The sequence below is a fragment of the Novosphingobium sediminicola genome (assembly GCF_014196525.1).
GTDB lineage: Bacteria > Pseudomonadota > Alphaproteobacteria > Sphingomonadales > Sphingomonadaceae > Novosphingobium > Novosphingobium sediminicola.
In genome coordinates, this window is record NZ_JACIDX010000013.1 from 103,553 (window position 1) to 116,487 (window position 12,935).

At 64.2% G+C, this 12,935-nt stretch carries 19 protein-coding genes; 13 read left to right on the plus strand and 6 right to left on the minus strand.

What is annotated here, in order from left to right; translation table 11 throughout:
• The first annotated feature begins 22 nt into the window (after positions 1–22).
• Positions 23–397, plus strand: a complete 375-nt coding sequence (locus GGR38_RS16520) for an SEL1-like repeat protein (protein ID WP_246404801.1) — start codon at positions 23–25, stop codon at positions 395–397.
• Between the two features lies 1 nt (position 398).
• On the opposite strand, the gene GGR38_RS16525 is transcribed toward GGR38_RS16520, so the two are convergent.
• From GGR38_RS16525 to GGR38_RS16545, 5 genes are read right to left on the minus strand one after another with little or no spacing between them, the layout of a single operon-like run.
• Positions 399–1,538, minus strand: coding sequence for a GNAT family N-acetyltransferase (locus tag GGR38_RS16525; RefSeq protein WP_343059145.1), 1,140 nt, complete (start codon positions 1,536–1,538; stop codon positions 399–401).
• Positions 1,535–2,281, minus strand: coding sequence for a glycerophosphodiester phosphodiesterase family protein (locus tag GGR38_RS16530; RefSeq protein WP_183627266.1), 747 nt, complete (start codon positions 2,279–2,281; stop codon positions 1,535–1,537). The genes GGR38_RS16525 and GGR38_RS16530 overlap by 4 nt, the downstream gene beginning before the upstream one ends.
• Positions 2,282–2,283: 2 nt before the next feature.
• Positions 2,284–2,748, minus strand: coding sequence for a RidA family protein (locus tag GGR38_RS16535; RefSeq protein WP_183627267.1), 465 nt, complete (start codon positions 2,746–2,748; stop codon positions 2,284–2,286).
• Positions 2,741–3,370, minus strand: a complete 630-nt coding sequence (locus tag GGR38_RS16540) for an HAD family hydrolase (RefSeq protein WP_183627338.1) — start codon at positions 3,368–3,370, stop codon at positions 2,741–2,743. Before GGR38_RS16540 ends, GGR38_RS16535 begins: the two co-directional genes overlap by 8 nt.
• On the minus strand, positions 3,370–3,663 hold the full coding sequence (locus GGR38_RS16545; RefSeq protein WP_183627268.1) for a DUF3572 domain-containing protein: 294 nt from the start codon (positions 3,661–3,663) through the stop codon (positions 3,370–3,372). The genes GGR38_RS16540 and GGR38_RS16545 overlap by 1 nt, the downstream gene beginning before the upstream one ends.
• Before the next feature lie 72 nt (positions 3,664–3,735).
• On the opposite strand from GGR38_RS16545, the gene GGR38_RS16550 reads away from it, so the two are divergent.
• The 3 genes from GGR38_RS16550 (at position 3,736) to spt (ending at position 5,633) form a co-directional block, all read left to right on the plus strand.
• The gene (locus GGR38_RS16550) at positions 3,736–4,113 is read left to right on the plus strand and encodes a response regulator (RefSeq protein ID WP_168602971.1); all 378 of its coding nucleotides are present in this window, start codon (positions 3,736–3,738) and stop codon (positions 4,111–4,113) included.
• Positions 4,114–4,191: 78 nt separating this feature from the next.
• Positions 4,192–4,431 (plus strand): acyl carrier protein, encoded by a 240-nt coding sequence (locus tag GGR38_RS16555; protein ID WP_168602972.1) that lies wholly within the window; start codon positions 4,192–4,194, stop codon positions 4,429–4,431.
• Between the two features lie 2 nt (positions 4,432–4,433).
• The gene (gene spt / locus GGR38_RS16560) at positions 4,434–5,633 is read left to right on the plus strand and encodes a serine palmitoyltransferase (protein WP_183627269.1); all 1,200 of its coding nucleotides are present in this window, start codon (positions 4,434–4,436) and stop codon (positions 5,631–5,633) included.
• Between the two features lie 217 nt (positions 5,634–5,850).
• Here the strand turns inward: spt and GGR38_RS16565 are convergent, their stop codons facing one another.
• A complete protein-coding gene (locus GGR38_RS16565; RefSeq protein WP_183627270.1) occupies positions 5,851–6,501 on the minus strand; it encodes a YqaA family protein in 651 nt (216 codons plus the stop codon).
• A gap of 182 nt (positions 6,502–6,683) precedes the next feature.
• Between GGR38_RS16565 and GGR38_RS16570 the strand changes: the two genes are divergently transcribed.
• The 9 genes from GGR38_RS16570 to GGR38_RS16610 all read left to right on the plus strand — a co-directional run bounded on the left by GGR38_RS16570 (position 6,684) and on the right by GGR38_RS16610 (position 12,921).
• Entirely contained in the window at positions 6,684–7,187 is a 504-nt protein-coding gene (locus tag GGR38_RS16570; RefSeq protein WP_183627271.1) for a hypothetical protein, read from the plus strand.
• Complete coding sequence (locus tag GGR38_RS16575; RefSeq protein ID WP_183627272.1) at positions 7,177–8,502, plus strand: DNA-packaging protein; 1,326 nt, start codon at positions 7,177–7,179, stop codon at positions 8,500–8,502. The genes GGR38_RS16570 and GGR38_RS16575 overlap by 11 nt, the downstream gene beginning before the upstream one ends.
• A gap of 37 nt (positions 8,503–8,539) precedes the next feature.
• On the plus strand, positions 8,540–9,688 hold the full coding sequence (locus tag GGR38_RS16580) for a phage portal protein (RefSeq protein ID WP_183627273.1): 1,149 nt from the start codon (positions 8,540–8,542) through the stop codon (positions 9,686–9,688).
• Positions 9,685–9,993 (plus strand): DUF6127 family protein, encoded by a 309-nt coding sequence (locus GGR38_RS16585; protein WP_172339467.1) that lies wholly within the window; start codon positions 9,685–9,687, stop codon positions 9,991–9,993. Before GGR38_RS16580 ends, GGR38_RS16585 begins: the two co-directional genes overlap by 4 nt.
• Positions 9,990–10,430 (plus strand): HK97 family phage prohead protease, encoded by a 441-nt coding sequence (locus GGR38_RS16590; RefSeq protein WP_183627274.1) that lies wholly within the window; start codon positions 9,990–9,992, stop codon positions 10,428–10,430. Before GGR38_RS16585 ends, GGR38_RS16590 begins: the two co-directional genes overlap by 4 nt.
• An 85-nt stretch (positions 10,431–10,515) precedes the next feature.
• Complete coding sequence (locus GGR38_RS16595) at positions 10,516–11,637, plus strand: phage major capsid protein (RefSeq protein ID WP_183627275.1); 1,122 nt, start codon at positions 10,516–10,518, stop codon at positions 11,635–11,637.
• Positions 11,638–11,723: 86 nt separating this feature from the next.
• On the plus strand, positions 11,724–12,353 hold the full coding sequence (locus GGR38_RS16600; protein ID WP_183627276.1) for a head-tail connector protein: 630 nt from the start codon (positions 11,724–11,726) through the stop codon (positions 12,351–12,353).
• Complete coding sequence (locus tag GGR38_RS16605; RefSeq protein WP_183627277.1) at positions 12,350–12,526, plus strand: hypothetical protein; 177 nt, start codon at positions 12,350–12,352, stop codon at positions 12,524–12,526. The genes GGR38_RS16600 and GGR38_RS16605 overlap by 4 nt, the downstream gene beginning before the upstream one ends.
• Before the next feature lie 5 nt (positions 12,527–12,531).
• Complete coding sequence (locus tag GGR38_RS16610) at positions 12,532–12,921, plus strand: DUF3168 domain-containing protein (RefSeq protein ID WP_183627278.1); 390 nt, start codon at positions 12,532–12,534, stop codon at positions 12,919–12,921.
• Positions 12,922–12,935 lie beyond the last annotated feature (14 nt).

Here is a 12,935-nt window from a genome sequence, read left to right on the forward strand (position 1 = left end):
GCTTCCATCTCATGAACGGGAAATGGGGAACTTCGACATGGGATACAACTGGACACAATCGCAGGACCATCTGTTAGGCGCTTCCGATCATAAGGCGGCGGGCCATCAGGGAGCGGGGGAAATCACCGGCCTGATTGCCAATTGCCTGATCGCGGCCAGTCAGGGCTGCGTGGATGCCTATTTCGATCTGGGCGTGGCCTTTTCCACCGGCAGCCATGGTGCGGTGTGCGATCTGATCGAGGCGCATAAATGGTTCAATCTGGCCGCGGTGGGCGGGCATGACGAAGCCGCGTATTGCCGCGCCGAAGTTTCCGAGGAAATGACCGCGCGCGAGATTGCCGAGGCCCAGCGCCGCGCCCGCGCATGGATCGCGGCCAACACCCGCCGCGCGGCCTGAATTACCCGCCGCGCCTGAACGGCGTTCTGGTTTCCAGAAAATTCTGATCTGCGGCAATGCCTTCGCGCTCGCGCCGCAGGAAATCCTCAACCGCGCGGCGAAAACCGGCATGGGCGATGAAATGCGCCGATGTCGTGCGCACCGGCGCATAGCCGCGCGCCAGCTTGTGCCCACCCTGCGCCCCGGCCTCGACCCGGCGCAGGCCCAGTGCGATGGCCGCATCAATCGCCTGATAATAGCACAGTTCGAAATGCAGGAAGGGCTTGTCCACAATTGCCCCCCAATAGCGGCCATAGAGACAATCGCGCCCGATGAAATTGAGCGCGCCCGCCACCGGATGATCCTCTACAAAGGCCATCACCAGCAGGATCTTGTCCGCCATCCTCTCGCCCAGCAGGTCAAACGCCGCGCGGGTCAGATAGGGATGGCCCCATTTGCGGCTGCCGGTGTCCTGATAGAATCGCCAGAATGCATCCCAGTGTTCAGGGCGAATCGCATCGCCGGTCAGCGCGTGAATCGTTACGCCATCCTGCGCCGCGCGCCGCTCCTTGCGCAGATTCTTGCGCTTGTCGGACGATAGCGCGCCCAGAAAATCGTCAAACCCGGCGTAACCGGCATTGGCCCAGTGAAATTGAATATCATGGCGAATCAGCCAGCCCGCCGCTTCAAACGCTGCCACCTGATCGGGCTCGATAAAGGTGGCATGGGCGCTCGACAGTTCCGCATCGCGGCACATCTGCTCGGCGGTGCGAATCAGGGCGGGCATCAACTCGGGCCGCTGCGTCAGCAATCGGGGGCCAGTGGCGGGGGTAAAGGGAACCGCGATCTGCAATTTGGGGTAATAATCGCCCCCTGCCCGCTGCCACGCATCGGCCCAGCTATGGTCGAAAACATATTCGCCCTGGCTATGCGTCTTGACATAGGCGGGCAGCGCGGCGGCCAGATGGCCCGCCTCATCATGGATCGTGATGGGTGCCGGGGTCCATCCGGTTCCCTCGCCCACGCTTTGCGAATCCTCCAGCGCGGAAAGGAAAGCGTGGGAGACAAAGGGATTGGCCCCATTGGTCAAAGCGTCCCATTCCCGCGCCGATAGGCCGGACACGCCGGGCTGCACATGCGCGGTATATTGGACTTCGCTCACGCCAGACCATCTCCTTCGGCGATCAGCGCATCGGCGTGGTCCAACGCCACGTCGCGCTGGATGGCGCGGCGCACCGTCCATGTGGCGATGGGCCACGTTTCGCGCCAATGCGCAACTGTATCATCGGGCAATCCGCGAATATCCACGGCGAGAAACTCTATTTCTGCGGCAGAAAACCGGCGAGGCATCAGCCATTTCGCGCGCCAGCCGGACATGTCGCGCGCCTCCAGCACCATGCCGCGCACCACATCGGGCGCGTTTTGCGCAAACCAGCGCGGCGCGCGCGAATCGAAACTCATGATCGCCACCGGCCCGACATAATCGGCCAGCAATCGCGCAACACCTTCACACAAAGGCGCCGGATCCTCGCGCTTTTCCAGCTTGATCTCGATCAGCAGCGGGACGCGGCCCGCCACCAGATCCAGCATCTGAACCAGCGTGGGGATCACATCGCGCGTTCCCGCAATCGGCAGGCGCGAGAGCACCTCCATGCCGTGGTCCTTCACCGGCCCCCGCGCATGTGTCAGCCGATCCAGCACGGCGTCATGAAACACCACCACCGTATCGTCGCCCGCCAGCCGGACATCGCATTCGATACCATATCCGGCCGCGATGGCGCAGGTGAAGGCGGAGAGTGTGTTCTCCGCCCAATGGCCAATCCATTGTTCGCCGGATCGGGCCATATCATGCAGGCCCCGATGGGCGATCACCGCCCCGCGCAGCCAATCGACCCTTTCCGTCATCCTCAGGCCTTGATCGCCACGATAGCATCCACCTCGACCGCCGCGCCCAGCGGCAGAACCGGCACGCCCACCGCGCTGCGAGCATGCTTGCCGGCGTCGCCAAACACGGCCACCATCAGCTCGCTGACGCCATTGGCCACCTTGGGCTGGTCGATGTAATCGCCGGTCGAATTGATGAAAGCGCCCAGCTTTACAATGCGTTCAACGCGGTCGAGGCTGCCCAATGCGGCCTTCAATTGGGCCAGCAGCATCAACCCGCAGGCGCGCGCGGCGGCATAGCCTTCCTCGGTGCTGACATCTTCGCCAAGGCGACCCTTCACCAGAGCGCCATCGATGAAAGGCAATTGCCCCGAAACATGGGCAAGCCCGCCCGCCTCGACCACCGGCACATAGGCAGCAACCGGGGCAGCCGCGACCGGCAGGGTAAGGCCGAGTTCGGCCAGACGAGCTTCAACAGAATCAGTCATTGGTGTCTCCATGCAGTCGGGCCGTCAGCCAAGGCAAAGCGCTGGCCCAATCGTCGATCCGGGCGTGAGCATGGCCTTGAGTGAAAGCGCAAGTGATATGTGGGGCAAGCAGCGGCTCGCCGCAAAGGTGCAGGCGGGCGATGTCAGGCGTCACCTCGGATGCCGAGCCGTGATGCTGGGCGATATCGTCGATGAACACCGCGCGGCTGGGGCGATATTCGTCGAGGATCGCGCGAATCGCCGGGCCTTTGGGGCCTTGGTTGGTGAACACGCGGATGTTCAGGCCATGATCGGCCAATTGCCTTGTGCGGGCCTCTTGCCGATGATCCTCCAGATTGGTCAGGATCACGATATCAGCGTCGCGCGACAAGGCCGTCATGCCCTCGATCGCGCCCGCGATGGGCGCTTGCCGGTGCATTTCGGTGTCGAAGAAAGCGCCCAGCAGGCGCCACATCTCCGGCCCCGGCACGGCGCTGCCATCGGCGTAATGCATGGATCGCGAGAAATCATTGCCGTTCATGGTGAAGGTGACGCCCTGCGTCTCCGCCAACCAGTCGCGGAAAGGGGCGATCATGTGCAGCAGCACTTCGTCGCAATCGGAAATGACCAGAGGGCGCCCCATCATGCCCCCCAATCCGCATCATCCATCGGCGCAGCCAGCGCGGCATGGGCCTTTTCCAAAGCCTTGGGCGGCACGCCCAGCGCATCGGCGCAGGCGATCAGATCAGGTTCGTGGCTCAAAACAAACTCCAATATCGCGGCCAGCACCACGCGCTCGCCGATCCTTTCGCGCAATTCCTCCGGGCTGACCCCGGTCAGCGCCAACAGGCGGTCGGCATGATCGTCATCGGACAAAATCCAGCCCAAAGCCGCCAGAGCCAGACCTTCGGGCTCTCCATCATCCTTTTTCAGCATGCGCAGAATTGTCAGCCCCCTTGATAGGTCCTAGAGCCTTGGCCCGAACGCATTACGATCACGGGCAGGCGCATGGCAAAGCGAATTATGGTTGTCGAGGACAATGACCTCAATCGCAAGCTGTTCTGCGATGTTTTGAAGAGTCAGGGCTTTACCGTCGAGCCGGTGGGCGACGGGCTGGAGGCGCTGGACAAGGCCCGGGCCTTTGTGCCCAATCTGATGATCATGGACATCCAATTGCCCAATATTTCCGGGCTGGAGCTGATCGAGGGGGCCAAGGCCGATCCCTTGCTGCGTATGATTCCCGTGCTGGCCGTCACCGCCTATGCCGGAAAGGGCGACGAGGATCGCATCCGCGAGGCGGGCGCCGATGGCTATCTGGCCAAGCCGGTTTCGATCGGCCCGTTCATGGCGGCGGTCAAACGTCTGCTGGAAAACGCGCCCGCTTGACATTTGCCCCGCCCCGCCCCTTTTGCGCCGTAATTGTCGGCCAGAGGGCCTTCATCGCATTTGCATAAGGAATCTTGCATGGACCGCGCCGCCACCAGCGAAAAGATCGCCGCGCTGATCGAGCCCTTCAACAAGAAGGGCATCGCCATTTCCGACGCCACCAGCTTTGCCGGCGATCTGGAATTCGACAGCCTGACGGTGATGGATTTCGTGGCCGCCATCGAGGACGAGTTTGACATCATCATTTCGATGAACCAGCAGGCCGAAATCGAAACCTATGGCCAGCTCGTCGACGCCGTGGTCAAGCTCAAGGGTTGAAGATGACTGATCTTTTTTCCAAATTCGACCCCTTGATCCAGATGCGGACGGATCTTCTGTCCACGGGCGTCACCGATCCTTTCGGGCTGGTGATGGAAAAGGTGATCTCGCCAACGGTTGCCATGTGCAACGGGCGCGAGACGATCCTGCTCGGCACCTATAATTACATGGGCATGACGTTCGACCCGGACGTGATCGCCGCGGGCAAGCAGGCGCTGGACGATTTCGGCAGCGGCACCACGGGCAGCCGCGTGCTCAACGGCACCTATGCCGGGCACAAGGCGGTCGAACAGGCGCTTTGCGACTTCTACGCCATGGATCATGCCATGGTGTTCTCGACCGGCTATCAGGCCAATCTGGGCATCATCAGCACGATCGCGGGCAAGGGTGATTACATCATCCTCGACATCGACAGCCACGCGTCCATCTGGGACGGGTGCAAGATGGGCGACGCCGAAGTCGTGCCCTTCAAGCACAATGACATTGAGGCGATGGAAAAGCGCCTCAAGCGCATTCCCGAAGGCGCGGGCATTCTGGTCGTGCTCGAAGGCGTCTATTCGATGCTGGGCGATATTGCCCCGCTCAAGGAAATGATCGCGGTCGCCAAGAAATATGGCGCGATGGTGCTGGTGGACGAGGCCCACTCGATGGGCTTTATCGGCCCCAACGGGCGCGGCGTGGCCGAAGAGCAGGGCGTGCTGGATCAGGTCGATTTCGTGATCGGCACGTTCAGCAAGTCGGTCGGCACGGTCGGCGGCTTCTGCGTTTCGAACCATCCCAAGTTCGAGATCATGCGTCTGGTCTGCCGTCCCTATGTGTTCACGGCTTCGCTGCCGCCTTCGGTTGTGGCAACGGCCGCGACCAGCGTGCGCAAGCTGATGCATGCCGCCGACAAGCGCGCCCATCTGTGGGAAAATTCGCGCGTGCTGCATGGCGGCCTGCGCGAGCGCGGGTTCAAGCTGGGCACCGAAACGCCCCAGTCGGCGATCATCTCGGTGATCATGCCCGACCTCGAACGCGGCGCGGCCATGTGGGAAGCGCTGCTGCACGAAGGGCTCTATGTGAACCTGGCGCGGCCCCCGGCAACGCCTGCGGGCATGACGCTGCTGCGCTGCTCGCTGTGCGCCGCGCATTCGGCCGAGCAGGTGCAGACCATTATCGGCATGTTTGAGCGGGCCGGTAAGAAGGTTGGGATTATTTAAGTCCGTTCAAGGGATTAAAGATGTGAGGGTCTAGACCCTCGCGCTCCCAGCATAGGGTTCGGCATTTTGGTCGGACCCGGCGTTGAAATGAAAAAGCCTGCGGCGCCGTTGAATGCGCCGCAGGCTTTAATTTTATCGGCGCAACGCTGCCATCAAAGCGCCACCCCATAACGGGATTGCAAAGGGGCCCCGCCCTTTGCCCGCCGGAGGCCCCCCTTCACTTCACCGAAGCAAGCGACTCCATCGTCACCCCGGTGCATTCATCGCTCTTGGCACCCTTGTGCCCGCTCAGCATCGCGGCGGCGACAAACCCGGCCACCACCAGCACGATAAACCCGGCCACGGCCACGGCGAGATACTTGTCGATCCAAGCCTTGATCGGCGCGCCGAACAGGCGGAACAGCACACCCACGATCATGAAGCTGATCGAACGCGAGATCACGCTGGCGAGCAGGAATTTGGCGATGGGCATGCCGATGAAGCCCGCCGTGATGGTGATAAGCTTGAAGGGAATCGGCGTCGCGCCCTTGGCGATGATGGCGATAAAGCCCGCCTCGCCGCGCAATTTGCAGGCCGCATAGGGGAAGCTGGCGGTCAGGTGCAGCGCGTCGAGCAGCTTTTCACCCACCATCGCAAAGGCGAAATGGCCGATGGCATAGCCCAGCAACCCGCCCGCCACAGAAGCCAATGTGGTTATAATTGCATAGCGAATCGCGCGTTCCGGGCGCGCCAGACACATCAGCCCCAGCACCGGATGCGGCGGAATGGGGAAGAAGCTGGCCTCGACAAAGGCGAAAAGCGCGAGCCAATATTCGGCGAACGGCCCGGCGGCCTTGCCCATGGTCCAGTCATACAGGCGGCGAAGCATCTGATTTCCCCTTCTATCCGCCCGTTGCTTAGCCAGCGCGGAGCCTATGGGCAAGCGCGGATCACCTAACCCATATGGCACTTTTTTATTGACAGCGTCACGCTCAATAGGTACATATAGGGAACATCGCGAAAGACCGAGTCGCTCCGGCCGCGAAAACCTTCAAGCAATGGATCAAAACTATGGCGGACAATCGCAAGTCCCGCCGTCAGGATGAACTGACGGCGTCTCCACGGTGTGCCCATGCCGGATGGAGCGCAATCTTTCTGGCTGAACTGGCCGCGACATCGAATGTGACGGCCTCGGCGGCCAAGGCGGGGGTTTCGACCCGCGTGGTCTATGACACGCGCCGCCACGATGCCGAATTTGCCCGCGCCTGGCGCTCGGCCCTTTGCGAAGGGTATGACGCGCTGGAAATGGCGCTGCTCTATCGCCTGCGGGTGGGCGAGTTGAAACCGCCGACCGGGGCCAAGCGAGCCTCGCGCAGTTTCGACAATGCCACCGCGCTGCGCCTGCTGGCCGCCCACCGCGAGACGGTCGCCCGCGAACGCGCCATCCGCGAGGAGGAGGACGCCGATGCGATCCTCGCCTCGATCAACGCGAAGCTGGAAAAGATGCGCGAGCGCTGGCTGGCCGCCAAGGAAGCCGGAGCGGAAGCAGGAACGGAGGCGCCCGATGAGCAGTAAGCCGCGCCTGCTGGAATGCCTGCTGGCCCAGCCGATGGCGCAAAGGCTGGCGGCGCTGGCGGTGCTGACCGGGGCCGAGCGTGCCGAATTGCGCCACCATTGGGAACTTTGGGCGCGGCCCGAGCAATTGCCGCCACAGGATGACTGGCGGATCTGGCTGGTGATGGCCGGGCGCGGGTTTGGCAAGACGCGGCTGGGGGCTGAATGGGTTCGCCGCGTGGCCGCCGACAATCCCGATGCGCGGATTGCTCTGGTGGGTGCGTCTCTGGGCGATGCCCGCGCGGTGATGGTCGAGGGCGAGAGCGGCATTCTGGCCTGCTCTCCCCCCCGCCGTCGCCCGCGTTTTGAGCCCTCGCTGCGGCGGCTGGTCTGGCCCAACGGGGCGCAGGCGACGCTGTACTCGGCAGGCGAACCCGAAAGCCTGCGCGGGCCGCAGCACAGCCATGCCTGGTGCGACGAAATCGCCAAATGGGATAATGCCGCGCAGCGGGCAGAGCAAGGCTGGAACAACCTCCTGCTCGGTATGCGCCTTGGCGAAAATCCTCAGGCTTTGGCCACCACCACGCCGCGCGCGGTGCCTTTGTTGATGCAACTGCTGGATCAGGAGGATGTGACCATCACGCGCGGGCGCACGCAGGATAATCTGTCAAACCTGCCCGCGCGCTTCCTCAAGGATATGCGCCGCAGTTTTGGCCGCTCGGCGCTGGCTCGGCAGGAATTGGACGGCGAATTGCTGACCGACATCGAGGGGGCGCTCTGGACCCGCGCGATGATCGAGGCGGCGCGCGAGGCCTGCGCGGGGGCAGAACCTGTGCGCACGGTGATCGGCGTCGATCCCCCGGCCTCGGCGGCGGGCGATGCCTGCGGGATCATCGTCGCGCAATTAGGCGATGACGGCGTGGCGCGGATCCTTGCCGACGCCACGGTCCAGCGCGCCAGCCCGGAAAAATGGGCCCGCGCCGTGGCCGAAGCAGCCGCAAAATGGCGCGCCGACCGCGTCGTGGCCGAGGCCAATCAGGGCGGTGCCATGGTGGAAAGCGTGCTGCGCGCGGCCTGTGTCACCCTGCCCATCCGTCTGGTCCACGCCAGCGTGGGCAAAGCGGCGCGGGCAGAACCGGTCGCCGCGCTCTATGAAACCGGGCGGGTGCGCCATGTCGGCGCCTTCCCCGCGCTGGAGGACCAGCTTTGCGGTCTGGTGGCGGGCGGGGCCTATCAGGGGCCGGGCCGATCGCCCGACCGCGCCGATGCCGCCGTCTGGGCGCTGACCGAACTGATGCTTTCCACCCGTGCCCCGCCGCGCGTGCTCGATCTGTGATTTCTTCGCCCAACCACTTGTTTTGAAAGGCGATCCTATGACCTTCCTTGAAACAATCGCTTCCGCCTTCAAGGGCAAGGGAGCCCGCGTGCCGCTGGCGCAATCCTATGTCTCGCCATGGATGTTTGGCGAGAGCGGCGGGGGGCGCCTGCCCTTCGATTATCACCGTGCGGTGCGCCATGCCTATCTGGAAAATCCGGTGGCGCATCGCGCGGTGCGGCTGGTGGCCGATGGCATTGCCGGGGCGCCGCTGGCGCCGACCGATCCGTCGCTGGCCATGCTGGTGCTGGAAACCTCGGCGGGGCAGTCGCTGCTCGAAACGCTGGCCAGCCAGTTGCTGCTCCATGGCAATGCCTATGTGCAGATCCTGAAGGATGGGCTGGGCTATCCGGTCGAACTCTTTGCCCTGCGTCCGGAACGCGTGACGCTGGTGTTCGGCAATGATGGCTGGCCCACGGGCATCACCTATCGCGTGGGCGAAAGGTCGATGACGATCCCGATGTGCGATGCCGATGCCTCGCCCAATATCATCCATATCAAGGGCTATCATCCGGGCGACGACCACTATGGTGCGGGCTGCCTTGGTGCGGCGGATCAGGCGGTGGCCACGCATAATGCGGCGGCCAACTGGAACCGGTCCTTGCTGGAAAATGCGGCGCGGCCATCGGGGGCGCTGGTCTATGATGCGGGCAATGGCGCGGGCCTTTCGGGCGAACAGTTCGACCGGCTGCGCGAGGAATTGAACCGGGTCTTTTCCGGCTCTCCCAATGCCGGGCGGCCGATGCTGCTCGAAGGGGGCCTGAAATGGCAGTCGATGTCGATGTCGCCCGCCGACATGGATTTCGCCGCCCTCAAATCCGCAGCCGCGCGCGATATTGCATTGGCCTTTGGCGTGCCGCCGATGCTGCTCGGCCTGCCGGGTGACAGCACCTATAACAATTACAAGGAGGCCAACAAGGCGCTCTGGCGGCTGACCCTCCTGCCGCTGGCCGACAAGCTGCTTTCCGCCATCGCCGAGGGGCTGGAGACATGGTTCCCCGATGCGCGTCTGGCCATTGACCTCGACCGCATCCCCGCGCTGGCCGAGGACCGGCAGGCGCTGTGGAGCCAGATCAACGCTGCCGGTTTCCTGACGGACGCGGAAAAGCGCGAGATGCTGGGCCTTCCGGCGCTGGTGCAGCCATGAAGCGCGAGGATATGCTGGCGCGGCTGATGGCGCAGGAAAATGCCGATGGGGGCGATCTGATCACCCTGCGCGCGATTGTCGAGGAGGCCAGTGAACTGGGCGCGGCGCGGATGCTGGCGCGCATGGGGCTGAGCGATGATGGCGCCTCCGATGACCTGTCGGAACTGCGCGAACTGCTGCGCGCATGGCGCGATGCCAAGCGCAGCATGTGGAAAGCGGTGATCGACTGGGCGGTGCGCGCCGGGCTGGCCGCGGTGCTGGTGGGCATTGCGATGCGGTCGGGCGCGGGAGAATTGCTGAAATGACGGCAGAACCTGAAGATAGCCTGCGCTTTGCCGGCTATGCCGCCCTGTTCGACAAGCGCGATGCGGGGCGCGACACGATCCGCCCCGGCGCCTTTGCCCGCACGCTGGCCGAGCGCGACGCCCGCCGCCAAGGCCCCCTGCCCCTGTTCTGGCAGCATAACCCGGACCAGCAGATCGGCTGGATCGAAAATGCCGCCGAGGATGAGCGGGGCCTGCGCGTGATCGCCCGGATCGACAATCCGGCGGGCGGCGCGGCCTCCGCGCTGAAAACCGGCAAGGTCACGGGACTTAGCTTTGGCTATCGCGCCCGCGCCTTTGACCGCGATGCGCAGGGCCGCGAATTGCGCGACATCGACCTGTTCGAGGTCAGCCTGGTTAGCCACCCGATGCAGCATGACGCGCGGGTTCACATGATCGCTTCTCCTTCGGCCGCCTGAACGCGGCCCAACCATCCCCTTTTCCCGTTTTTCGTCGAGCCGCCATTTTTGGGGGCGGCTTTTTTGTCAGAAAGGTAAATACCTCATGGAACATGAAAACCTCAACGCCGGTCTCGACGCCTCGTTCGACATCCTGGCCCGTCAGGAAGCCGCCGATGCGGCGCTGAGCGCCCTGCGCGGCGAGATCGAGGAAGTGAAGTCGCGCTTTCGCACGTCGCGCCCGCCGCTGAGCGCGGCCCATGGCGGCAATCATGAGCTGAAGGGCTTTGTCGATGGCTATCTGCGCGCCGGGCGCGATACCGAGCTGAAGTCGCTCAACACCGCGGTGATGGGCGATGGCGGCTTCGTCATCCCCACCGTGTTGGATCAGCAGATCGCCGAGCGCCTGCTGCGCCTCAGCCCGATCCGCTCGATCGCGCAGGTCGTCCAGACCACCACCTCGGACTATCGCAAGCTGATCGCCACGGGTGCGCCGCAGTCGGGCTGGGCCAGCCAGACCGCAGCACGGGGCGAAACCACAGCGCCCAAATTCGCCGAAATCATCCCCCCCTCGGGCGAACTCTATGCCAACCCCTCGGCCACGCAATTCATGCTGGACGATGCCGGTTTCGATGTCGAAGGCTGGCTGGCGGGCCAGATCGCCAATGAATTCGCCCGCGCCGAAGGGGCCGCCTTCGTTTCGGGCACGGGCACCAATCAGCCGCTGGGCTTTCTGACCGGCGCCACCAGCACCGCCGACGATACCAGCCGCACCTTTGGCACGCTCCAGCATCTGGGCTCGGGTGATGCAGCGGGCCTTGGCACGGCGCCCGATGATCGGCTGATCGACATGGTGATGGCGCTCAAGCCCGGCCATCGTCAGGGCGCGGCCTGGGTGATGAATGCGGCCACCATCGCCCAGATCCGCAAGGTCAAGGATTCGACCGGCGCCTATATCTGGCAGGCCTCGGTGATGGAGGGCCAGCCCAACCGCCTGCTGGGCTATCCGGTGGTCGAAGCCTCCGATATGCCCGATGTGGCCGCGGGCGCCCTGCCGATCGCTTTCGGCAATTTCCAGAACGGCTATCTGATCACTGAGCGCTTCGGCACCCGCCTGTTGCGCGATCCCTACAGCAACAAGCCCTATGTCAACTTCTACGCCACCAAGCGCGTGGGCGGACAGGTGCTGGATAGCGACGCGATCAAGCTGCTCAAGATCACCGCCTAAAGGCTCTCCCCGCCTGGCCCTTCGCGCTGCGACGCCGTTTCGGCGCGAGGGGCACCTTTTCGTTCATGCAAATAAGGGAGACCGCCATGACGCGTGTTATCGTCACGCCACCGGTCCTGGCACCTGCGGCGCTGGCCGAGCTGAAGGACTGGCTTGGCATCACCATTTCGGCGGACGATGCGGGTCTGACCAGCCTGCTCGGCACCGCGCTGGAGGTTTGCGCCGATTATATCGGCATGGTGCCGCTGGCCGCCACCTATGAAGAAACGCTTTGCGTGCCCACGGGGCGCTCCGCCATGCCCGGCCCGGCCGATTGGCAAAGCTGCCATTTCCCCGGCGACTGGCGCGGGCGGATTGGCAATGATGGCTGGCACCGGCTGGGCCTGCGCCCTGTCTCGGCGCTGATCTCGGTCGAAGCACTGAGCGGCACGGGCACGCGCAGCGCCCTTTCCGATACCCAGTATTCGGTGCGGATCGACGGCGATGGGCCATGCGCGATCCGCATTCCCGCCGCCATCGGGCTGGACCGCGCGGTGGTGCGCTTTACCGCCGGACTGGCGGATCAATGGTCGGGTCTGCCCGAATCGTTGCGCCATGGGATCATGCGCCTTGCCGCGCATCACTATCGCCAGCGCGAAAGCGCGGGGGCCGATGCCCTGCCGCCCGCCTCGGTCACCGCGCTGTGGCGGCCATGGCGCCGGATGCGCATGGCATGATCGCCGCCACGTTTCAGCCCGATCTGGGCCAGTTGGCCAATGTGCTGACCCGGCAGGCTGAAGCCATCGCCGAAGAAGCCGCCAATCAGGCCCGAAGCGGCAATGATTCCACCGCCATCTGGCGCGATGCGCGCCTGCTCTGGCCCGCCTTTACCGCCAATCAGGGAGGATAGGCCCCATGGAAATTCCCCTGCGCGCCAGCCTGATCGGCTGGCTGGCCAGCGATGCCACGCTGGGCAGCATGCTCAATGCCATCGTGGAGGAAGCGCCCAGCCGCACCGCTCTGCCGTGGCTGGCCATCGCCACCAGCGCCAGCGTGGACTGGAGCACCAAGACCGAGGCGGGCTGCGAAACCCGCATCGCAATCGAACTGCATCTGCGCGGCGACCGGCCCGAAGATGGCGCCGCCGTGACCAGCGCGGTTCAGGCCCGCATCGCCAGTCTGCCGCATGATCAGGGCACCTATCGCATCGTCACGCTGAATTTCCTGCGCAGCCGCGCCGAGGCGCGGGCCAACAACACGCGCGCGATGCTGCTGGAATATCGCTTCCGCACCATCGCTGTCTGACCCATTTCCTTTCA